The sequence below is a fragment of the Pseudomonas sp. A genome (assembly GCF_056270345.1).
Map to the genome: position 1 here is coordinate 5,616,993 of NZ_CM149873.1, position 22,346 is coordinate 5,639,338.

General features: G+C 64.6%; 18 protein-coding genes. 15 read left to right on the plus strand and 3 right to left on the minus strand.

Going from position 1 to position 22,346, the window contains the following annotated elements; all coding sequences use genetic code 11:
• Positions 1–119 precede the first annotated feature (119 nt).
• The 11 genes from AC0MAZ_RS25050 (at position 120) to AC0MAZ_RS25100 (ending at position 13,043) form a co-directional block, all read left to right on the plus strand.
• Complete coding sequence (locus AC0MAZ_RS25050; protein ID WP_203650762.1) at positions 120–1,712, plus strand: ABC transporter substrate-binding protein; 1,593 nt, start codon at positions 120–122, stop codon at positions 1,710–1,712.
• A 157-nt stretch (positions 1,713–1,869) separates the two neighbouring features.
• Entirely contained in the window at positions 1,870–3,249 is a 1,380-nt protein-coding gene (locus AC0MAZ_RS25055) for an OprD family porin (protein WP_203650760.1), read from the plus strand.
• 72 nt (positions 3,250–3,321) lie between these two features.
• Positions 3,322–4,917: an ABC transporter substrate-binding protein gene (locus AC0MAZ_RS25060; RefSeq protein ID WP_475859568.1), complete on the plus strand. Its 1,596-nt coding sequence runs from the start codon at positions 3,322–3,324 to the stop codon at positions 4,915–4,917.
• A gap of 77 nt (positions 4,918–4,994) precedes the next feature.
• Complete coding sequence (locus AC0MAZ_RS25065; protein WP_028689623.1) at positions 4,995–6,005, plus strand: ABC transporter permease subunit; 1,011 nt, start codon at positions 4,995–4,997, stop codon at positions 6,003–6,005.
• Positions 6,006–6,015: 10 nt separating this feature from the next.
• Positions 6,016–6,942: an ABC transporter permease subunit gene (locus AC0MAZ_RS25070; RefSeq protein ID WP_096048649.1), complete on the plus strand. Its 927-nt coding sequence runs from the start codon at positions 6,016–6,018 to the stop codon at positions 6,940–6,942.
• Between the two features lie 10 nt (positions 6,943–6,952).
• Positions 6,953–7,921, plus strand: a complete 969-nt coding sequence (locus AC0MAZ_RS25075; protein ID WP_028689621.1) for an ABC transporter ATP-binding protein — start codon at positions 6,953–6,955, stop codon at positions 7,919–7,921.
• Positions 7,921–8,889 carry a peptide ABC transporter ATP-binding protein gene (locus tag AC0MAZ_RS25080; protein ID WP_110735730.1) on the plus strand — a complete coding sequence of 323 codons (969 nt, stop codon included), beginning with the start codon at positions 7,921–7,923 and terminating at the stop codon, positions 8,887–8,889. Before AC0MAZ_RS25075 ends, AC0MAZ_RS25080 begins: the two co-directional genes overlap by 1 nt.
• Before the next feature lie 366 nt (positions 8,890–9,255).
• Complete coding sequence (locus tag AC0MAZ_RS25085; RefSeq protein ID WP_475859570.1) at positions 9,256–10,065, plus strand: AraC family transcriptional regulator; 810 nt, start codon at positions 9,256–9,258, stop codon at positions 10,063–10,065.
• Positions 10,066–10,129: 64 nt separating this feature from the next.
• Positions 10,130–11,536 (plus strand): NAD(P)/FAD-dependent oxidoreductase, encoded by a 1,407-nt coding sequence (locus AC0MAZ_RS25090; protein ID WP_475859571.1) that lies wholly within the window; start codon positions 10,130–10,132, stop codon positions 11,534–11,536.
• Positions 11,537–11,569: 33 nt separating this feature from the next.
• Positions 11,570–11,911 (plus strand): cupin domain-containing protein, encoded by a 342-nt coding sequence (locus tag AC0MAZ_RS25095; RefSeq protein WP_203650757.1) that lies wholly within the window; start codon positions 11,570–11,572, stop codon positions 11,909–11,911.
• Positions 11,912–11,963: 52 nt separating this feature from the next.
• Entirely contained in the window at positions 11,964–13,043 is a 1,080-nt protein-coding gene (locus AC0MAZ_RS25100; protein WP_475859573.1) for a polyamine ABC transporter substrate-binding protein, read from the plus strand.
• Positions 13,044–13,178: 135 nt separating this feature from the next.
• Here AC0MAZ_RS25100 and AC0MAZ_RS25105 read toward each other — a convergent pair whose 3' ends face one another.
• Positions 13,179–14,762 (minus strand): peptide chain release factor 3, encoded by a 1,584-nt coding sequence (locus AC0MAZ_RS25105; protein ID WP_475859575.1) that lies wholly within the window; start codon positions 14,760–14,762, stop codon positions 13,179–13,181.
• A 526-nt stretch (positions 14,763–15,288) separates the two neighbouring features.
• On the opposite strand from AC0MAZ_RS25105, the gene AC0MAZ_RS25110 reads away from it, so the two are divergent.
• From AC0MAZ_RS25110 to AC0MAZ_RS25125, 4 genes are read left to right on the plus strand one after another with little or no spacing between them, the layout of a single operon-like run.
• A complete protein-coding gene (locus AC0MAZ_RS25110) occupies positions 15,289–16,002 on the plus strand; it encodes an ABC transporter permease (RefSeq protein WP_475859577.1) in 714 nt (237 codons plus the stop codon).
• Between the two features lie 13 nt (positions 16,003–16,015).
• Positions 16,016–16,927, plus strand: a complete 912-nt coding sequence (locus AC0MAZ_RS25115; RefSeq protein ID WP_475859578.1) for a glycine betaine ABC transporter substrate-binding protein — start codon at positions 16,016–16,018, stop codon at positions 16,925–16,927.
• Complete coding sequence (locus AC0MAZ_RS25120; RefSeq protein WP_203650748.1) at positions 16,924–17,577, plus strand: ABC transporter permease; 654 nt, start codon at positions 16,924–16,926, stop codon at positions 17,575–17,577. The genes AC0MAZ_RS25115 and AC0MAZ_RS25120 overlap by 4 nt, the downstream gene beginning before the upstream one ends.
• Positions 17,574–18,731 (plus strand): osmoprotectant ABC transporter ATP-binding protein OsmV, encoded by a 1,158-nt coding sequence (locus AC0MAZ_RS25125; protein ID WP_234560403.1) that lies wholly within the window; start codon positions 17,574–17,576, stop codon positions 18,729–18,731. The genes AC0MAZ_RS25120 and AC0MAZ_RS25125 overlap by 4 nt, the downstream gene beginning before the upstream one ends.
• Positions 18,732–18,845: 114 nt before the next feature.
• Here the strand turns inward: AC0MAZ_RS25125 and AC0MAZ_RS25130 are convergent, their stop codons facing one another.
• Positions 18,846–21,263 carry a TonB-dependent siderophore receptor gene (locus tag AC0MAZ_RS25130; protein WP_475859580.1) on the minus strand — a complete coding sequence of 806 codons (2,418 nt, stop codon included), beginning with the start codon at positions 21,261–21,263 and terminating at the stop codon, positions 18,846–18,848.
• Between the two features lie 108 nt (positions 21,264–21,371).
• Positions 21,372–22,334: a FecR family protein gene (locus AC0MAZ_RS25135; RefSeq protein ID WP_475861499.1), complete on the minus strand. Its 963-nt coding sequence runs from the start codon at positions 22,332–22,334 to the stop codon at positions 21,372–21,374.
• Between the last annotated feature and the right edge of the window lie 12 nt (positions 22,335–22,346).

The following is a 22,346-nucleotide window of genomic DNA, read 5'->3' on the forward strand; positions in this document are numbered from 1 at the left end:
GCACCCAAATCAGTAGCGAACCCTGGCTCCCACATTCTGGCGCACCTATCGTCAGGACCGGGATGTTGCAGCCGCGTTTTGCCTGTCGCGGCACGAAAAAGACGGACAAAGGATCTGCCATGCGCCTGACCACACTGTGTTCAACCCTGCTTGCCCTCGGCCTGCTGAGCCAGGCCCCGGCGAGCCTCGCCAACAACCTGGTGTTCTGCTCCGAGGGCAGCCCGGCGGGCTTCGACACCGCCCAGTACACCGCGGCCACCGACAACGACGCCGCCGAGCCGATCTACAACCGCCTGGTCGAGTTCGAGCGTGGCGGCACCGCCGTGCAGCCGGGCCTGGCCACCGACTGGCAGGTGTCCGAGGACGGCCTGAAGTACACCTTCCACCTGCGACCCGGGGTGAAGTTCCACGCCAACAAGGACTTCAAGCCCACCCGCGACTTCAACGCCGACGACGTGCTGTTCACCTTCAACCGCATGCTCGACAAGAACCACCCCTTCCGCCAGGCCTACCCCACCGAGTTCCCGTACTTCATCAGCATGGGCCTGGACAAGAACATCGCCAGCGTCGAGAAGACCGACCCGCTGACCGTGGTCTTCACCCTCAACAAGGTCGACGCCGCGTTCCTGCAGAACATCGCCATGGCCTTCGCCGCGATCCTCTCCGCCGAGTACGCCGATCATCTGCTGGCCGGCGGCAAGGCCAGCGACATCAACCAGAAGCCGATCGGCACCGGCCCGTTCGTGTTCCAGCGCTACCAGAAGGATTCGCAGATCCGCTTCAAGGGCAACAAGGACTACTGGGCGCCGGACCGGGTGAAGATCGACAACCTGATCTTCTCCATCAACGTCGACCCCTCGGTACGTATCCAGAAGCTGCGCAAGAACGAATGCCAGGTAACCCTGCACCCACGCCCCGCCGATCTGCCAGCGCTTTCGACCGACAAGCAGCTGCAGGTGATGACCCAGCCCGGCTTCAACCTCGGCTACATCGCCTACAACACCCAGCACCCGCCATTCGACCGGCTGGAGGTGCGCCAGGCCATGGACATGGCGGTGAACAAGGAAGCCATCATCGGCGCGGTTTATCAGAGCGCCGGCCAAGCCGCATCGAACGCCATGCCGCCGACCCAGTGGTCCTACGACAAGTCGATCAAGGACGCGCCCTTCGACCCGGAAAAAGCCAAGCAGCTGCTCAAGCAGGCCGGGGTCAAGGAAGGTACCGAGATCACCCTGTGGGCCATGCCGGTGCAGCGCCCCTACAACCCCAACGCCAAGCTGATGGCCGAAATGCTCCAGTCCGACTGGAGCAAGCTCGGCTTCAAGGTGCGCATTGTCAGCTACGAGTGGGGCGAGTACCTCAAGCGCATGAAGAACGGCGAGCACGACATCGCCCTGATCGGCTGGACCGGCGACAACGGCGACCCGGACAACTGGCTGGGCACGCTGTTCAGCTGCGACGCCATCGGCAGCAACAACTACTCGCTGTGGTGCGACGCGCAGTACGACGCCCTGGTCAAGAAAGCCAAGCAGGTCACCGACCGCGACCAGCGCACCAGCCTCTACGAACAAGCCCAGCAACGTCTCAAGCAACAGGTGCCGATCACCCCGGTCGCGCACTCCACGGTCAACCAGCCGCTGAGCATCAGCGTGAAAGACTTCAAGGTCAGCCCCTTCGGACGCAACGTTTTTTCCGGCGTCAGCATCGATTGACCCTGCATTGCCCGGCCGGGAGTGCGACCCACTCCCGCGCCCGCGTGCAGCCCGGATTTGCCTGGCAACCCCAAGGCAGACACTGCAGTACCGCGTCACCGTGACAAGCCCGGCCCACGAGGTCGGGTGATAACTAAAAAAATATCAGGGAGCTTTCATGTTGATTCGTACCACCACCACCGCACTGGCCTTGTCCGTGGGCGCCTTCTGCGCCCTCGCCCAGGCCGAACCGATGAGCCAGGACTTCGTGCCGATCGCGCTCAAATCCAGCAGCGAGCAGGCCGAAGCCAAGGGCTTCATCGATGGCCAGAGCCTGTCCGGCAGCACCCGCAACTGGTACGCCCGCGAACGCGCCACCCGCGCGCCGCTGTGGAAGTACACCAAGAGCGACGGCACCCGCCACGACACCCACAGCCGCGACAACTGGGTCCAGGGCACCATCCTCAACTACAGCTCGGGCTTCACCGAAGGCACCGTGGGCTTCGCCGTCGAGGCCGCGGCCTACAACGCCATCGCCCTCGAGCAGGGCCGCGCCGCCGTGGCCGGCCCGAACAACCGTACGCTGACCCACAGCGATGGTGATCCGATCGGCCAGTGGAGCAAGATGGGCCTGGGCAACGTCAAGGCGCGCATCTCCAACACCACGCTGACCGTGGGCCGCCAGTCGGTGGACACGCCGATGATCGCCTATATCGGCAACCGTGCGCTGCCTTCGAGCTTCCAGGGCGCGTTCCTGCACAGCGCCGAATTCGAGAACCTGTCGTTCGACGTGGGTACCTTCGACCGCGTCTCGCCGCGTACCGAGCAGAGCCTGAGCAAGTTCCGCAGCGAATACGGCAACGGTGTGGAAACCGACCGCGCCAGCACCGTCGGCATCAACTACCAGCCGCTCAAGAGCCTGACCACCAGCCTCTACGCCACCAAGGTCGAGGATTTCTGGAACCAGTACTACTTCGGCGCCAACCACGTGCTGGGCGACAGCGCGGTGCTGAGCCTGACCACCGGTCTGAACTACTACAAGACCGTGGACGAAGGCAGCAAGAAGATGGGCGAGATCGACAACGACACCTACAGCCTGTCGTTCGGCCTGACCCACCAGGCCCATACCCTCACCGCCTCCTGGCAGCAGGTCAACGGCAACGAGTACTTCGACTACCTGCACGAAACCAACGGCATCTACCTGGCCAACTCCCTGCTGTCGGACTTCAACGGCCCGAACGAAAAATCCCTGCAGATCAGCTATGTGCTGAACATGGCGCCGTATGGCGTGCCGGGCCTGAAGTTCAACGTCTACAACGCCCGCGGCTGGGACATCGACGGTACCCATTACAAGGGCACCGCCTATGACGTCCGTGGCCAGGACGGCGAAAACCACTACGAGTGGGGCATCGGCACCAGCTACGCGGTACAGAGCGGCATGCTGAAGGACACCACCATCCGCGCCACCTATACCGCCCACCGTGCCAGCAAGGCACAGAGCGACGGCAGCCTCGACGAGTTCCGCGTCGTGACCACCATTCCGTTCAACATCCTCTGACCGTTGGCGCCACGGCCCGACTCCCCACGGGCCGTGGCGGCTACGCTGGAACTAGCACTGCAGGGAGGTTCCATGAAAATGCTACCGCTACGTGCTGCCTTGGCAGCCGTCATCCTGGGCGCCGCATCGAATCTGGCGGCCAAGCCGCTGGTGGTGTGCACCGAAGCCAGCCCGGAAGGCTTCGACATTGTCCAGTACACCACCGCCGTCACCGCCGACGCCACGGCCGAGGCCATCTTCAACCGCCTGGTTGACTTCAAGCCCGGCACCACCGAGATCCAGCCGGCCCTGGCCACCCGCTGGGAGGTCAGCCCCGACGGGCTGGTGTACACCTTCCACCTGCGCGAAGGCGTCAAGTTCCACACCACCGACTACTTCAAGCCCACCCGCGACTTCAACGCCGATGACGTGCTGTGGAGCCTGAACCGCCAGTTGAAGAAAGACCACCCGTGGCACGACAAGACCAGCGTCGGCTACCCCTATTTCGAGAGCATGGCCTTCAAGGACCTGCTCAAGTCGGTGGAAAAGACCGACGATCACACCGTGGTGATCACCCTGACCCGCCCGGAAGCGCCCTTCCTGCGCGACTTGGCCATGGCCTTCACCTCGATCTACTCCGCCGAGTACGGCGACCAGCTGCTCAAGGCCGGCAAGACCGGCGACCTCAACAGCAAGCCGGTCGGCACCGGCCCGTTCGTGTTCCAGCGCTACAGCAAGGATGCCCAGGTTCGCTACAAGGCCAACCCGGACTACTTCCGCGGCAAGCCGCCGGCCGACGGGCTGATCTTCGCCATCGCCACCGACAGCAACGTGCGCCTGCAGAAACTGCGCGCCAACGAGTGCCAGATCGCCCTGTATCCCAAGCCTGATGACGTGCCGGGGATCAAGACCGATCCGAAACTCAAGGTTGCCGAGATCGAGGCGCTGGTCACCGGCTATATCTCGATGAACACCCAGCACAAGTACCTGAGCGACGTGCGCGTGCGCAAGGCGATCGACATGGCCTTCGACCGCCAGACCCACGTCGACCAGCTGTTCGGCAAGGGCAACGCGCTGGTCGGCGTCAACCCATATCCACCGACCATGATCGGCTACAACACCGACAACAAGAACCCGCCCCACGACCTCGACAAGGCCCGCGCCCTGCTCAAGGAAGCCGGCGTGCCGGAAGGCACGGTGATCACCCTGTTCACCCGCAACGGCGGCGGCCCGACCAACCCCAACCCGCGCCTGTCGGCCGAAATGCTCCAGTCCGACCTGGCCAAGATCGGCATCAAGCTCGACATCCGCGTGATGGAATGGGCCGAGATGCTGCGTCGCGCCAAGAAGGGCGAGGCCGACCTGGTGTCAGCGGGCTGGGCCGGCGACAACGGCGACCCGGACAACTTCCTCACGCCGATGCTCAGCTGCGATGCGGTCAAGAGCGGCGAAAACTACGCGCGTTGGTGCAACCAGAAATTCCAGGACCTGATCACCCGTGCCCGCGAAGTGATCGACAACGACGAACGCGCCAGGCTCTATAACGAGGCTTTGGCGGTGTACGATGAAGACCAGCCGTGGATCAGCATGGCCCACCCGAAGATGTTCACCGCCATGCGCGAGAACGTCGAAGGCTATGTGATCAACCCACTGACCAACAACAACTTCGCCACCACCCAGGTGAAGTAGAACAACAACAGCCGCCGGACCTTGTGCAAGAGGCCCCGGCGGCGCCGCCGTTACCGGCTGATGAGGTACCCCTGACAATGTTGAGTTTTATTGCCCGACGCCTGGGCCTGCTGATCCCGACCTTCTTCGGTATCACCCTGCTGACCTTCGCGCTCATACGCCTGATCCCCGGCGACCCGGTCGAGGTGATGATGGGCGAGCGCCGTGTCGACCCCGAAATGCACGCCCAGGCCATGGAGCGCCTGGGCCTGAACAAACCGCTGCCGGCCCAGTACCTGGACTATGTCGGCAAGCTCGCCCAGGGCGACCTGGGCGAATCCCTGCGCACCCGTGAAAGCGTATGGAACGAATTCCTCACCCTGTTCCCGGCAACGCTGGAGCTGGCCATGGCCGCCCTGCTGTTCGCCGGGGTCATCGGCCTGCTGGCCGGGGTGATCGCCGCGCTCAAGCGCGGCTCGCTGTTCGACCACGGGGTGATGGGTATCTCGCTGGCCGGCTACTCGATGCCGATCTTCTGGTGGGGCCTGATCCTGATCATGTTCTTCTCGGTAAGCCTGGGCTGGACACCGGTCTCCGGGCGCATCGACCTGCTCTACGACATCGAGCCGAAAACCGGCTTCATGCTCATCGACACCCTGCTCAGCGACGAGGAAGGCGCGTTCAAGGATGCAGTGATGCACCTGATCCTGCCGGCCATCGTACTGGGCACCATCCCGCTGGCGGTGATCGCCCGGATGACCCGTTCGTCGATGCTCGAGGTGCTGCGCGAGGACTACATCCGTACCGCCCGCGCCAAGGGCCTGTCGCCGTCGCGCGTGGTGTTCATTCACGGCCTGCGCAACGCGCTGATCCCGGTACTGACCGTGTTCGGCCTGCAGGTCGGCACGCTGCTGGCCGGCGCCGTGCTCACCGAAACCATCTTCTCCTGGCCGGGCATCGGCAAATGGCTGATCGAGGCCATCGGTGCCCGTGACTACCCCGTGGTCCAGAACGGCATCCTGTTGATCGCCTGCCTGGTGATCCTGGTCAACTTCGTCGTGGACATCCTCTACGGCCTGGCCAACCCACGCATCCGTCATCAGCGCTGAGGACTCCGCCATGACCAGCCCGATTCCGAAATCCGTCACCCCGCCCAGCGCGGTCGACCAAAGCTTGCTCTATCCCTCGCCGTACAAAGAGTTCTGGCAGGCCTTCTCGCGCAACAAGGGCGCGGTGGCCGGCCTGGCCTTCATGACCCTGGTGGTGTTCTGCGCCCTGTTCGCCCCCTGGGTCGCGCCGCACAACCCCAGCGAGCAGTACCGCGACTTCCTGCTCACCCCGCCGGTGTGGCTCGAAGGCGGCACCTGGCAGTTCATCCTCGGCACCGACGAACTGGGCCGCGACCTGCTCTCGCGGCTGATCCAGGGCGCCCGCCTGTCGCTGCTGATCGGCCTGTCGTCGGTGGTGATGTCGCTGATCCCGGGCATCCTGCTGGGCCTGCTGGCCGGCTTCTTCCCGCAGATCCTCGGCCCCTCGATCATGCGCCTGATGGACGTGATGCTGGCCCTGCCGTCGCTGCTGCTGGCCGTGGCCATCGTCGCCATCCTCGGCCCAGGCCTGATCAACACGGTGATCGCCATCGCCATCGTCTCGCTGCCCTCCTACGTGCGCCTGACCCGCGCCGCGGTGATGGGCGAGCTGAACCGCGACTATGTCACCGCCGCGCGCCTGGCCGGCGCCGGCCTGCCACGCCTGATGTTCGTCACCGTGCTGCCCAACTGCATGGCGCCGCTGATCGTCCAGGCAACGCTGAGCTTCTCCTCGGCGATCCTCGACGCCGCCGCCCTGGGCTTCCTTGGCCTTGGCGTCCAGCCGCCGACCCCAGAGTGGGGCACCATGCTGGCCTCTGCCCGCGACTACATCGAGCGCGCCTGGTGGGTGGTGAGCCTGCCCGGCCTGACCATCCTGCTCAGTGTGCTGGCAATCAACCTGATGGGCGACGGCCTGCGCGACGCGCTGGACCCGAAACTCAAGAACGCCGCCTGAGGAGAACGCCATGTCACTGTTGCAGATCAACAACCTGAACGTGCGCTTCGGCGACGCCAATGCCGTGCCCGTGGTGGACGGCCTCGAGCTGAGCGTGGACGCCGGCGAGATCCTCGCCATCGTCGGCGAGTCCGGCTCCGGCAAGTCCGTCACCATGATGGCCCTGATGGGCCTGATCGACGCCCCCGGGCGCATCACCGCCGACGTGCTCAACTTCGACGGCATCGACATGCTCAAGCTCAGCGGCCGCCAGCGCCGCAAGGTGGTGGGCAAGGACATCGCCATGGTCTTCCAGGACCCGATGACCGCGCTCAACCCCAGCTACACCGTGGGCTACCAGATCGAGGAAGTGCTGCGCCAGCACCTCGGTCTGAAGGGCAAGGCCGCGCGCCAGCGTGCCCTGGAGCTATTGAAGAAGGTCGAGATCCCAGCCGCCGAAAGCCGCCTGGACGCCTACCCGCACCAGCTGTCCGGCGGCATGAGCCAGCGCGTGGCAATCGCCATGGCCATTGCCGGCGAGCCGAAACTGCTGATCGCCGACGAGCCGACCACCGCCCTGGACGTGACCATCCAGGCGCAGATCATGGAGCTGCTGGTCAACCTGCAAAAAGAGCGCAACATGGCGCTCATTCTCATCACCCACGACCTGGCGGTGGTTGCCGAGACCGCCAAGCGCGTGTGCGTGATGTACGCGGGCCAGGCCGTCGAAGTCGGCCAGGTGCCGGAGCTGTTCGACATCCCCGCCCACCCGTACAGCGAAGCGCTGCTGGCGGCCATTCCCGAGCACAGCATCGGCGCCGAGCGCCTGGCCACCCTGCCCGGCATCGTCCCCGGTCGCTATGACCGGCCGCAGGGCTGCCTGCTGTCGCCGCGCTGCCCTTATGTGCAGGAAAACTGCCGCCGGCAGCGCCCGGCCCTTGATCCCCAGGCTCACAGCCTGGTGCGTTGCTTCTATCCGCTGAACCAGGAGGTGGCGTGATGGCCGTCGTTCTTTCCGCTCGTGAGCTGACCCGCCACTACGAAGTCTCCCGCGGCATGTTCAAGGGCCATGCGCTGGTCCGCGCGCTCAATGGTGTGTCGTTCGAATTGGAGGCCGGCAAGACCCTGGCCGTGGTCGGCGAGTCCGGCTGCGGCAAATCGACCCTGGCCCGGGCCCTGACCCTGATCGAGGAACCCTCCTCCGGCTCGCTGCAGATCGCCGGCCACGAGGTCAAGGGCGCCAGCAAGGACCAGCGCAAGCAACTGCGCCGCGACGTGCAGATGGTGTTCCAGAGCCCCTACGCCTCGCTCAACCCACGGCAGAAGATCGGCGACCAGCTCGCCGAGCCGCTGCTGATCAACACCTCGCTGAGCAAGACCGAGCGCCGCGAGAAAGTGCAGAAGATGATGGAGCAGGTGGGCCTGCGCCCCGAGCACTACCAGCGCTATCCGCACATGTTCTCCGGCGGCCAGCGCCAGCGTATCGCCCTGGCCCGGGCGATGATGCTGCAACCCAAGGTGCTGGTGGCCGACGAACCCACCTCGGCGCTGGACGTGTCTATCCAGGCCCAGGTGCTGAACCTGTTCATGGACCTGCAGAAGGAGTTCAACACCGCCTACGTGTTCATCTCCCACAACCTGGCGGTGGTGCGCCATGTGGCGGACCAGGTGCTGGTGATGTACCTCGGGCGGCCGGCGGAGATGGGGCCGAAGGAGGATATCTACGAGAAGCCGCTGCACCCGTACACCCAGGCGCTGTTGTCGGCGACCCCGGCGATCCATCCGGATCCTCTGAAGCCGAAGATCCGCATTGCCGGCGAACTGCCCAACCCGTTGAATCCGCCGGATGGCTGCGCGTTCCACAAACGTTGCCCGTATGCCACCGAGCGTTGTGCCAAGGAAGTGCCGGCGTTGCGACAGGTGAGTACGCGGCAGGTGGCTTGCCACTATGCCGAGCAGTTCCTGTAGATAGCTGGGGCTGCTTCGCAGCCCTTTCGCGGCACAAGGCCGCTCCTACAGGTGAACGCAACCCCCTGTAGGAGCGGCCTTGTGCCGCGAAAGGGCCGCAAGGCGGCCCCTGGGATCTCAATGCATAAAGAACCAGATCAGGATGATCACCGGAATCGGCACCCCAATCATCCACAGCAGTATCGAGCGCATGGCCGTTCTCCTCGTTCGGTGTTGAACAAAAGAGGTGCACCCTGCATGCCAGCTGTATCAAAAAATTACACGCATATGAATCAAAGCCTTAGCCGGTAACCGCTTGCAGAAACCGTGCAAAATGCCGGATCCGTGGCCTTGCGCCTGGGTTTTCTGCAATGCACTATCAAGCCCATGACCGCCACTCCCCTCCCCGACGGCCCCGGGCAGACCCCGCTCACCGCCGACACCGTCATGCGCTACCACCTGTGCTGGAAGCATCGCGACCTGGACGGGGTGATGGCCCTCTACCACCCGGACATCCAGTACCACGACTTCTTCCAGAACCGCGTGCTCGGCTTCGACGAGCTGCGCGACTACGTGCGCGCCTGCCTGCCCCATGAAGCCGGCGAGGACATCGTCCACAGCGACCGTATCCGCGTCGACGGCTGCACCGCGTTCATCCAGTACCAGGTCACGGTCCAGGGTGGCGAGGGATTGGTGGCGTTCCAGTCCAGCGAGGCGATCACGGTCAGGGACGGGTTGATCTGGCGGGTCAACGAATACGCCACCCTGGTACGCCAGGGCGGCAACGCCAGCCTGCCGGGCGGCCCGCGTCCGGCCACCAGCCGCCTGGGCCTGTCACCGCGCCAGCTGTCGACCATGGCCCAGGACCTGGAGCACTACTTCCAGGCCCAACGCCCCTATCTCGACCCGGAACTCGACCTGCAGCATGTCGCCGACGCAAGCGGCTACAGCCGCAACCAGATCTCCTACCTGCTCAACCAGGTGCTCGGCCAGAGTTTCTACCGGTACGTAAACCAGGCGCGCCTGCAACACCTGATGGCCAGCCTAGGCGACGGCAGTGTGCGCACGCCCATCGACGAACTGGCGTTCAATGCCGGCTTCAACTCGCTGTCGGCCTTCTACAAGTGCTTCCGCGAACACACCGGCCTGTCGCCCAAGGCGTATCTGAAGCAAATTTCCCTGCGTGCACGCACGTAAGACAGCCCCGCCCGCGCTTCACTAGGATCGCCCACAGACCCCAGCGGATGTGGAGCCCGACCCGATGCAACCCCTGCGCACGATCAGCCTGTGGATGGACCAGCTCGACGAGCCCCTGTGCGCACGCCCCGCACTGCACCAGGACCTGGACCTCGATGTGTGCATCATCGGCGCCGGCTACACCGGCCTGTGGACCGCCTACTACCTCAAGCGCCAGGCACCTCAGCTGAACATCGCCGTGATCGAAGCCAATATCGCCGGCTTCGGCGCCTCCGGGCGCAACGGCGGCTGGCTGATGGGCAACCTGCTGGGCGAGGACCGCCTGCTTGCCACGCTCTCGCCGCAACAGCGGCGTGAGAGCATCGACCTGCTGCACGGCATCCCCGACGAAGTCCACGACGTGCTGCTGCGCGAAGGTATCGCCTGCGACTTCCGCAAAGGCGGCGTGCTCTACTGCGCCGCACGTTACCCGGAACAGGAGCGCAGCCTGCGCGCCTGGCTCGATGATCTCTACCGCCAGGGCATGAACGAGGACGACTACCGCTGGCTGCGCCCCGAACAGCTGGATGCCCAGTTGAAGGTGAGCAATCCCTACGGTGCCCTCTACAGCCCGCATGTCGCCACGATCCAACCGGCCAGATTGGTGCGCTGCCTGGCGCGGACGGTCGAGGCCATGGGCGTGCCGATCTACGAGAACACCCCGGCCATCGACTGGCAGACCGGCGAAGTGCGCACCCCGCTGGCGCGTATCCGCAGCCACTGGGTGGTGCCGGCCGTCGAAGGCTACGCCGCCAGTCTGCCACCGCTCGGGCGGCACCAGTTGCCGGTGCAGAGCCTGCTCGTGGCCACCGAGCCGCTGCCCGAGTCGACCTGGGAACAGATCGGCCTGAGCCAGGGCCAGGCCTTCAGCGAAAACAGCCGCCAGGTCACCTACGGCCAGCGCAGCGCCGACAACCGCCTGGTGTTCGGCGCCCGCGGCGGCTACCGCTTCGGCGGTCGCCTGCGCGAAGACTTCACCCTCACCGACAACGAGGTCGAACTGCGCCGCTACCTGTTCGGCGAACTGTTCCCGCAGCTCAAGCATGTGCGCATCACCCACTCCTGGGGCGGCAACCTGGGCATGGCCCGGCGCTTTCGCCCACACATGCTGTGTGACCGCCAGCGCGGCATCGCCTTGTCCGGTGGCTACGGCGGCGAAGGCGTCGGCGCCACCAACCTGGGCGGGCGCACCCTGGCCGCGCTGATCCTCGGCCAACACAACGAACTCACGGCCCAGCCCTGGGTGCACGACAACCGCCCGTTGTCGAGCCTGGCCAACTGGCCACCGGAGCCCTGCCGCTGGCTGGGCTACAACGCAATCATCCAGAGTTTCGTCCACGAGGACCGGACCCTCGCCAACCCAGCCAGCGCCCCCTGGCGGCGGCGCCTGGCCAGCGGTTTGGCCGACTTCATGGAAGGTTTCATGCACTGACTTCCCTTCATCACCACACAGGATCCACCGGTCATGAGCATCACCCAGTTCAAGCACACCGACAGCGCCATCCTGGACAGCTCCACCCCGGTCGCCGTGCCCCTCGGCGAGCCGGTCGCGGTCACCTCGGTCACTTGCGTCGAACGCAGTGACGGGGTCGAGACCGGAATCTGGGAGTGCACCCCGGGGCGCTGGCGGCGGCAGATCGTGCAGCAGGAGTTCTGCCACTTCCTCAAGGGCCGCTGCACCTTCACCCCGGACGGTGGCGAGCCACTATTCATAGAAGCCGGAGACGCCCTGATGCTACCGGCCAACAGCCTCGGCACCTGGGATATCCAGGAGACCGTGCGCAAAACCTACGTACTGATTTTCTGATCCGCTGATCGCCTGCCTTCGATAACAACAGACAAAGCAAGGTAACCCCGACATGCGCACGCTCCTTATCGCTCCCCTGATGCTGGCCGCAGGCGTGGCTGGCGCCGCCGACTCGGTGAAGATCTACAACTGGTCGAGCTACATCGCCCCGGACACCCTGAAGAGCTTCCAGCAAGCCACCGGCATCGTGCCCACCTACGATGTGTTCGACAGCAACGAGACCCTCGACGGCAAACTGATGACCGGCAACTCCGGCTACGACGTGGTGTTCCCCTCCAACCACTTCATGGCCCGGCAGATCCAGGGCAAGGCCCTGAAAAAACTGGACAAGTCGCAGCTGCCGAACTGGAAGAACCTCAACCCGGTGCTGCTCAAGGCCCTGGAGGTGAACGACCCGGGCAACCAGTACGGCTTCCCGTACCTGTGGGGCAGCACCGGGATCGGCTACAACATCGACAAGGTCAAGGCGGTGCTCGGCGACAGTGCCCCCATCGATTCGTGGGACCTTTTCTTCAAGCCCGAATATCTTTCCAAGCTCAAGAGCTGCGGCGTGGCGGTGCTGGACAATGGCCCCGAGCTGCTGCCGATCGCCCTGCACTACCTGGGTTTGCCGCACCACAGCCAGAACCCGGCGGACTACGACAAGGCCAAGGCACTGCTGATGAAAGTGCGCCCGTACATCAGCTACTTCCACTCCTCGAAGTACACCGGCGACCTGGCCAATGGCGACGTGTGCCTGGTGGTGGGTTTCTCGGGCGACGTGCTGCAGGCGAAGAACCGTGCCGAGGAGGCGAAGAATGGGGTGAAGGTGGGCTACTCGATCCCGAAGGAAGGCGCGCCGATGTGGTTCGACATGGTCGCCATGCCGGCCGATGCGCCCAACGAGAAGGCCGGGTACGCGTACATGAACTATCTGTTGCAGCCGCAGGTGATGGCGAACATCAGCAACTTCGTACAGTACGCCAATGGCAACCAGCAGGCTGACACGCTGGTGGACCCGGCGATGAAGGGCAACACGATGATCTACCCGAGCGCGGATGTGATGGGCAAGCTGTATGCGCTGGAGGCGATGCCGGCGAAGATCGACCGCATTCGCACACGCATCTGGACCAGCATCAAGGCCGGGAATTGATTTCGGATGCTGTGCAGCCACTGTGGGAGCGGGTTTACCCGCGAATGCGATGTTGAATGTACCGACGCATTCGCGGGTGAACCCGCTCCCACAGGTTAGGTGCAAGCCAGAAAAATCAGCTCACGGCCTGTACGATCAGTGATGCTCGCGAGTCGCGCGGAACTTGATGTCCGGCCAGCGCTCTTCCATCAGCGCCAGGTTGACCCGGGTCGGGGCCAGGTAGGTCAGGTGACCGCCACCGTCGATGGCCAGGTTCTCCACGGCCTTGTTCTGGAATTCCTCGAGCTTCTTCTTGTCGTCGCAGCTGATCCAGCGCGCCGACCAGACGGTGATCGGCTCGTAGGCGCACTCGACCTTGTATTCTTCCTTCAGGCGGCTGGCGACCACGTCGAACTGCAGCACGCCGACCGCGCCGAGGATGATGTCGTTGCTGCGCTCGGGGAAGAACACCTGGGTCGCGCCCTCTTCGGCCAGCTGCTGCAGGCCCTGGCGCAGTTGCTTGGATTTCAGCGGGTCCTTCAGGCGCACGCGGCGGAACAGCTCCGGGGCGAAGTGCGGGATACCGGTGAAGCCCAGCGCCTCGCCTTCGGTGAAGGTGTCGCCAATCTGGATGGTGCCGTGGTTGTGCAGGCCGATGATATCGCCGGCGAAGGCCTCTTCCAGCTGCTCGCGCTCGGAGGAGAAGAAGGTCAGCGCGTCACCGATGCGCACGTCCTTGCCGGTCCGCACGTGACGCATTTTCATGCCCTTCTCGTACTTGCCCGAGCAGATGCGCATGAAGGCGATACGGTCGCGGTGTTTCGGGTCCATGTTCGCCTGGATCTTGAACACGAAGCCTGAGAACTTCTCTTCCACCGGCTCCACGGTACGCTCGTGGGCGACACGGGCCAGCGGGCGCGGCGCCCAGTCGACAACGGCGTCGAGCACATGGTCGACCCCGAAGTTGCCCAGTGCGGTACCAAAGAACACCGGCGTCAGCTGGCCATTGATGAACTCGTCCTGATCGAACTCATGGCAGGCACCCTGTACCAGCTCCAGCTGCTCGAGGAAACGATCATATTCGTCACCCAGGTGCGCACGGGCTTCATCGGAGTCGAGCTTCTCGATGATCTTCGCCTCGGTACGCTCATGGCCGTGGCCCGGGGTGTAGACAATGATGTAGTCGCCGGCCAGGTGGTACACGCCCTTGAAGTCGCGGTAGCAACCAATCGGCCAGGTGATCGGCGCGGCCTTGATCTTCAGCACCGCCTCGATCTCGTCGAGCAGTTCGATCGGGTCGCGGATGTCACGGTCGAGTTTGTTGATGAAGCTGACGATCGGCGTGTCGCGCAGGCGGCAGACGTCCATCAGGGCAATGGTACGCGGCTCTACACCTTTACCGCCGTCGAGCACCATCAGCGCCGAGTCCACCGCGGTCAGGGTGCGGTAGGTGTCTTCCGAGAAGTCCTCGTGGCCGGGGGTGTCGAGCAGGTTGATCATGTGCTCGCGGTAGGGGAACTGCATCACCGAGGTGGTGATGGAGATGCCGCGCTGCTTCTCCATTTCCATCCAGTCGGAGGTGGCGTGGCGGTCGGACTTGCGCGACTTCACGGTGCCCGCGACGGCGATTGCCTTGCCCATCAGCAGGAGCTTCTCGGTGATGGTGGTCTTACCGGCGTCGGGGTGGGAAATGATTGCGAAAGTGCGGCGCTTCGCGACTTCGGCGGCCTGGTTGGTCATGGGAAATCGCCTGACTGGGGATTCAAAAAGGGGCGATATCATACCTGAAGTCGGGGCATGGGCCAAAATCTGCTGAACCCAATGCACCTGTTCCGGCCTCTTCGCGGGTAAACCCGCTCCCACAGGTGCTGCACAAGACTCAAAGACTATGGGAGCGGGTTTACCCGCGAAAGGGCCAGTCATCGCTCAAGCGTCAGCCTGGTCACGACAAATGGCTACAAATCAGTGTTTTCAACGCCCAGAGCGCATGAATCCGAAATTTTCTCTCGATGCGTTTCCATCTTTCCAGTGATTAGCACTGGCCAAACGCCGCCCCAGATGGGAACCTTTCCCTCCACGGAGACGTCCACTCCCCTGCAACCCGCTTCGGTTCAGGGCTGGTTTCACCTGCTTCACGAACCCGACGGGGTTCGGCTCATGGCCTGATGCCGCGCATCGGGCTGCTGCTCGCGACCACGCTGCCCGCCGCCAGGAATGGCCGGCCACACGGGGGTGTGATCGCCGACTATAAAAAAGGAGTCCGCCTGTGGCTGCACGCTACGGAAAAGGGCTGTTGGGATGGGCCGCCGTGCTCGTCATCCTGGCCCTGCTGGTCCACTGGATCGGCATCGACACGATCGATCGCTACCGCGACGATCTTGGGTTCTACCTGCAAGCGCACCTGGTCCTGGTGCTGGCTTCGATGGCGGCGGCGCTGGCCGTGGGCATCCCCGCCGGCATTGCCTTGAGTCGACCGCACCGGGTCGACAAGGCCGAGCGCTTCATGCAGTTTTTCAACGTTGGCAACACCATTCCTCCCCTGGCCGTCCTGGCCATCGCCCTGAGTATCCTGGGCATCGGCGCGGGTCCTGCGATCTTCGCGCTGTTCCTCGCCTCCCTGCTGCCCATCGTGCGCAATACCTACGAGGGCCTGAAAAACGTCCCCGCCTCGCTCAAGGAAGCCGCCACCGGCATCGGCATGACCTCGCGCCAGCAGCTGTGGCAGGTGGAACTACCCAATGCCGTGCCGATCATCGTCGGCGGGGTGCGCGTGGCCCTGGCGCTGAACGTCGGTACCGCGCCGCTGGCGTTTTTGATCGGCGCCAACAGCCTGGGCAGCCTGATCTTCCCCGGCATCGCCCTGAACAACCAGCCGCAGCTGTTGCTGGGTGCCGCGTGCACCGCGCTGCTGGCCCTGGCGCTCGACGCGCTGGTGAGTTTCTCCAGCAAGCGCTGGCTGGAACGTGGCCTGGCCCGATAACGAGAGGGAAACCATGAAGAAGACAATCGCCCTGTTGCTGGGCGCGGCCCTGCTATGCGCAGGCTTTGCCCAGGCAGCGGACAAACCGCTGATCCGCATCGGCGCGCGGGTGTTCACCGAACAGACCGTGCTCGCTGAAATCACCGCCCAATACCTGCGCGCCAACGGCTTCGACGTGCGGGTGACCGCCGGTCTTGGCAGCAACATCGCCCGCCAGGCCCAGGAAACCGGGCAGCTCGACCTGATGTGGGAATACACCGGCGTTTCGCTGGTGTCCTACAACCATATCGACGAACGCATGCCCAGCGCCGAAGCCACCTACGCCCGGGTCAAAAAACTCGACGCAGAAAAAGGACTGGTCTGGCTGACTCCGTCGAAATTCAGCAACATCTACGCCCTGGGGCTGCCCAGGCAGGTCGCCGCGGCCTACCCGCAAGTCAACACCATCAGCGATCTCAACCAGGTGCTGCGTGACGAGCCCACCCGCAACCATCTGGTGGCCCTGGACACCGAATTCGCCAACCGCCCCGATGGCCTGGTCGGCCTGCGCGAGAGGTACGGGCTGCCCCTGGACCGGCGCAACATCCGCCAGATGGATGGCGGCCTGGTTTACACCGCGATGCGCAACAATCAGGTGTTCGCCGGCCTGGTCTACACCACCGATGGGCGCCTGGACGCCTTCGACCTCAAGCTGCTGGAAGACGACAAGCACTACTTCCCCGACTACACCGCAGCACCCGTGCTGCGCAAGGCGGTGCTCGACGCCCACCCGCAACTGGCCACCCTGCTCGAGCCATTGGCCAATCAGCTCGACGACCAGACCATGCGCAAGCTCAACGCCCAGGTCGATGTCGAGCATCAGAGCCCGACCGTGGTCGCCGCGGCATTCCTGCGTGAGCATTCACTCGGCGAGGTACAACCATGAACCTGCTCGACACCTTTGCCCACCTCGACTGGGCGCAGGTCCTGCAACTGACCTGGCAGCACATCATGCTGGTCGGCATCGCGGTGAGCCTGGCCATCATCGTCGGCGTGCCGCTGGGCATCCTGATGACCCGCTTCCCGGTGTTCGCCGGCCCCCTGCAGGCCAGCGCCACGGTGTTGCTGACCATCCCCTCGATTGCCCTGTTCGGCCTGCTGCTGCCGTTCTATTCGAAGTTCGGCCAGGGCCTGGGACCGCTGCCGGCGATCACCGCCGTGTTCCTTTATTCACTGCTGCCGATCCTGCGCAACACCTACCTGGCCCTGACCAACGTCGAACCGGGCATCCGCGAGGCCGCCCGCGGCATCGGCATGACCTTCGGCCAGCGCCTGCGCATGGTCGAGTTGCCCATCGCCGTGCCGGTGATCCTCGCCGGCGTGCGCACTGCCGTGGTGATGAACATCGGCGTGATGACCATCGCCGCGACCATCGGCGCCGGCGGCCTGGGCGTGCTCATCCTCACCGCCATCAGCCGCAGCGACATGTCGATGCTGCTGGTCGGCGCCGTGCTGGTCAGCCTGCTGGCGATCATCGCTGACCTGCTCCTGCAAACCCTGCAACGTGCCCTGACTCCGGAAGGACTGCGCCCATGATCGAACTGAAGAACCTCAGCAAGACCTTCAACGTCAACGGCAAGGACGTCAAAGCCGTCGACGCGGTCAGCCTCACCGTCAACGAAGGGGAAATCTGCGTGTTCCTCGGCCCCTCGGGCTGCGGCAAGAGCACCACGCTGAAGATGATCAACCGCCTGATCACCCCGACCGCCGGCCAGGTGTTCATCAATGGCGAGGACACCAGCGCGCTGGACGAAGTGACCCTGCGCCGTCATATCGGCTACGTGATCCAGCAAATCGGCTTGTTCCCCAACATGACCATCGAAGAGAACATCACCGTGGTCCCGCGCCTGCTCGGCTGGGACAAGCAGCGCTGCCACGACCGCGCCCGCGAGCTGATGCACATGATCAAGCTCGAGCCCAAGCAGTACCTGCAGCGCTACCCACGCGAGCTCTCCGGCGGCCAGCAGCAGCGCATCGGCGTGATCCGCGCCCTGGCCGCCGAGGCGCCGGTGCTGCTGATGGACGAGCCGTTCGGCGCGGTCGACCCGATCAACCGCGAGATGATCCAGAACGAGTTCTTCGAGATGCAGCGGGCACTGAACAAGACCGTGATCATGGTCAGCCACGACATCGACGAGGCCATCAAGCTGGGCGACAAGATCGCCATCTTCCGCGCAGGCCGGCTGCTGCAGCTGGATCACCCGGACACCTTGCTGGCCCATCCGGTGGACGATTTCGTCAGCAACTTCGTCGGCCAGGACAGCACGCTCAAGCGCCTGCTGCTGGTCCGCGCCGAGGATGCCGCGGACAACGCGCCATCGGTGAGCCCGGAAACAGCGGTGAGCGACGCGCTGGAACTGCTGGACGAGCATGACCGCCGCTACGTGGTGGTCACCGATGGGCAGAACAAGGCGCTGGGCTATGTGCGCAGGCGCGACATGCACCGCCAGCAAGGGACGTGCGGGGATTTCCTGCGGACGTTCAATGCCACCGCGGCCCATGACGAGCACTTGCGCATCCTGCTGTCGCGGATGTACGAGTTCAACCGGGCATGGTTGCCGGTGCTGGATGCCGAAGGGATGTTCTTGGGGGAGGTGACGCAGGAGTCGATTGCGGCGTACCTGAGTTCTGGACGCTCGCGGGGTGGCAAGACCAGTATCGTGTCGCCGGCTGAAGCAGTGGCCTCCTGATAGAAAGCCGGGGGCGCTTTGCGCCCCTTCGCGGCACAAGGCCGCTCCTACAGGGGACCGCATTCCATTGTAGGAGCGGCCTTGTGCCGCGAAAGGACCGCAAAGCGGTCCCATTCAGAATCCTACACTGGCCTGCACATAGAACGTGCGCGGCTCACCCACATAGATCCCGGCATTGTTATCGCTGGAACGGGTGAAGTACTGCTTGTCGAAGAGGTTCTTCACCCCCGCCGCCAGCTTCAGGTTCGACAGCTGCGGCCCGAAGTCATAGCCGCCACGGGCATGCCAGGTCACGTACCCCGGGATATCGCCATACTGCCCGTCGGCACTCGGCTCGGTAATGTAGTCACCGTTGAAGCTGCCGTTGGCATTGATCCCGGTCCCCGGCGCGCGCTGCTTGGATTGGGCGTAGGCATCCAGGTTCCAGGTCCAGCGGTTGACGGCGTAACGCAGCCCGGCAGTGGCTACCTGGCGCGAGTAGAACGGCAGGTCGCGACCCTTGAAGCCGGGAATCTCCCCTTCATAGGTAGCGCGGGTGTAGGTGTAGCCACCATTGACCGACAGGCCTTCCAGGCGCGGATCGAGTCCGGCCAGGTCATAGCGCACCGAGGCCTCGATGCCCTGGTGCTTGGTCGCCCCCAGGTTGGTCCAGCCGATGTCGTTGCTGATGTACTGCAGCTCGTCGTCGAAGTCGATGTAGAACGCGGTCAGCTCACCGGCAAAACCGCCGTTGTCATAGCGCGTACCCACTTCATAGGTCTTGGCTTTCTCCGGCTCCAGGCCATTGGCCGTGTTGTTGCCGGTTCCGCCCTGGCCCAGCTGGAAATACTGCAGGCTGCCGAAGGACGTCTCGTAGTTGGCGAACAGCTTCCAGGCATCGGACATGTGATACATCACGCTCAGCGCCGGCAGCGGTTCGTTGCTGGTGATGCTGCGGTTCTTCTCCGCCACCGGGCGGTAGTTGGCGTCCAGCACCGGGCGGTCGCGCCAGTCGGTGTTGATGTGCTCGAAGCGGATGCCCGGGGTGATGGTCCAGTTGCCGACGTCGATCTTGTCGTCGATGTAGTAGGCGCTGGCCTCGGTGCCGCCGCTGCGGTCCTGGAACACATGGCCGTCGGAGGTCGGGGTGACGGTGGGCACGTTGTCGACCAGGGCCAGGCGCGTGGATTGCTCGCGCATGGCTTCCTTCAGGTAGCGATAGCCGACGCTGACTTCCTGGGTGGTCGGGCCGACGAAGAAGATCCGCGACAGGCGTGGCTCGATGGCGAAGGTGTGGTAGTTGCGCGGGTACGACGACAGGGTCTTCATGTCGCGCGCGGCGATGGCGCTGCCACGGAAGCTGTCGGTGTAGTAGGTCAGCACCTCGAACTGGGTGGCGTCGTCGATCTGGCGCAGCCACTTGAACGACACGTCCTTGCGCCGGCCACTGAAGTAGTCGTAGTCGCGCACCGACTGGTAGGGGTCGTGATCGTACTGGGCCTGGGTCAGCCCGCCAGGCATGTCGGCACGGCCGTCGTAGTAGTGGAAGTTGAGCCAGAACTCGTCGACATCGGTCGGTGCCCAGTGGGTCTTGAGCATCACGTCGTCGATATCGTTGTCGTTGTTGCTGCTGCGGTAGCCGTCACCGTTTACGCCGGTGTACAGCAGCGCCACGCCCATGCCGTTATCGGCGGTGCCACCGACGAAGGCCGATTCGGTATGTTTCCAGCCGCCATGGCGGGAAGTCTCCAGGGTGGTGGACAACTCGCCGGTCGCCTTCTCGGGAATCGCCCGGGTCACGAAGTTGATCACCCCGCCGACGTTCTGCGGTCCGTAGCGCACGGAACCGGCGCCGCGTACCACATCGATGCTGTCGAGGTTGCCCGAGGAGATCGGCGCCATCGACAGCTGCGGCTGGCCGTAAGGGGCGAAGGCCGCCGGGATGCCGTCGATCAGCACGGTCGAACGCGGCGACAGGCGCGAGGTAAGGCCGCGCACGCCGACGTTCAGCGACAGGTCGCTGCCGCCGGTGCCGTTGGAGTCCTGCACCTGCACGCCCGGAATGCCGCGCAGGGCGTCGCGCACGTTCATCGTGCCCTTCTCCACCATCGCTTCGCGGCGCACCACGGTGCGCGCGCCAGGATGGTTCTGCACCACGCTCTGCTGGGCGTCGCCCAGCCAGTCACCGACCACTTTCACATCGGTGGGCGCCAGCTCCAGGCTGCCGCTGGTCAGGCTGCCGGCGGCCTGGGCCGGCTTGACCACCACGGTGTCCGCGGACTGCTCGAAGGTCAGCCCGCTGCCTTGCAGCAGTTGCTGCAGGGCCTGCTCCGGCGCCAGGTTGCCGGACACCGCCGGGGCCTGCTTGCCGTCCACCAGCTCGGGGCTGAAGAACAGTTGCAGGTTGGTCTGCTGGCCAAGCTGCTTGAGCGCGCCCGCCAGCGGCTGGGCCTGGATCTGGATGGTATCGGCGTAGCTGTTGCCAGCGGCGGCGCTGACCGCCAGGGCAAGCGCCAGGCGGCGCAGCTGGAGAAGGGGCTTATTGTTGTTCACGTCTTCGAGAGGTCCTGAGAGTCGGGATAAACGCCAACCGCATGCAAATGTAAATGCTTGGCAGTTGCAGCTGGCGGGGAAGACGAACGAACGGAAAAAAACCTGAATTTATTTCAGAACAATTTCGCTGGAGCCATCCGGACGGGTGTTCACCTGCACCGGCAGGATGCTTGGCAACGCCCGCAGCAGCGCGTCCGGGTCATCGGTGCTGAAGGTGCTCGACAGGCGTAGCGCGGCGGCCTTGCCGGGTGCCACATGCAGCGGCTGGGCGCGATAGCGCGAGACCTCCGCCACCACCTCGCTCAGCGGCGCGTTGTCGAACACCAGCTTGCCCTGGCGCCAGGCGGTCACGGCGTTGGCGTCGACTACATAGGGCGCGGCGACCTTACCCTGGGCGTCGATGTGCGAACCCTGCCCGGCACCGAGCAGCGCCAGCGACTCGGCCGCGCCCTGCACCTTCACCGAACCCTGCTCCACCGCCACGCGGGTGCTGGTCGGCTCCTGGCGCACATCGAAGCGGGTGCCGGTGACGGTGACCTCGCCCTGTGCGGTGCTCACCACGAATGGTCGGCCACTGTCGTGGGCAACGATGAACATCGCCTCGCCCGCAGCCAGGCGCACATGGCGACGCCCCGAAGAGAACATCACCTGCACCTGGGTGGCACTGTTGAGTTCCAGCCGTGATCCGTCCGGCAGCTCGACCGGACGCCGCTCGCCCAGGGCTGTAGTCAAGGTGTCCTGATGGTTGAGCTGCTGATACTGCCAACCCGTCCAGCCCAGCCCCAGCGCGACCACCGCCACGCCGGCCGCCAATGCCTGGCGCAGCAGGCGGCGGCGTGGGAGCTGGCGCACCGGCTCGGGCTGGCACAGCGCTTCGAGGCGTTGTCGGGGGATGAAATCGGCGGCGCGCCACAGCTGCACCAGGCGCTGGTATTCCTCGCGATGGCGTGGGTGCTGCGCCAGCCATGCCTGCAAGGCCTGCTGCACGGCGCTGTCATGCGGCGCTTCCTGGGCCCGGGCAAACCAGCTGGCCGCCTGCTCGCCCACGGGATCGGGCGCATGCTGTCTGATCAATGGGCTCTC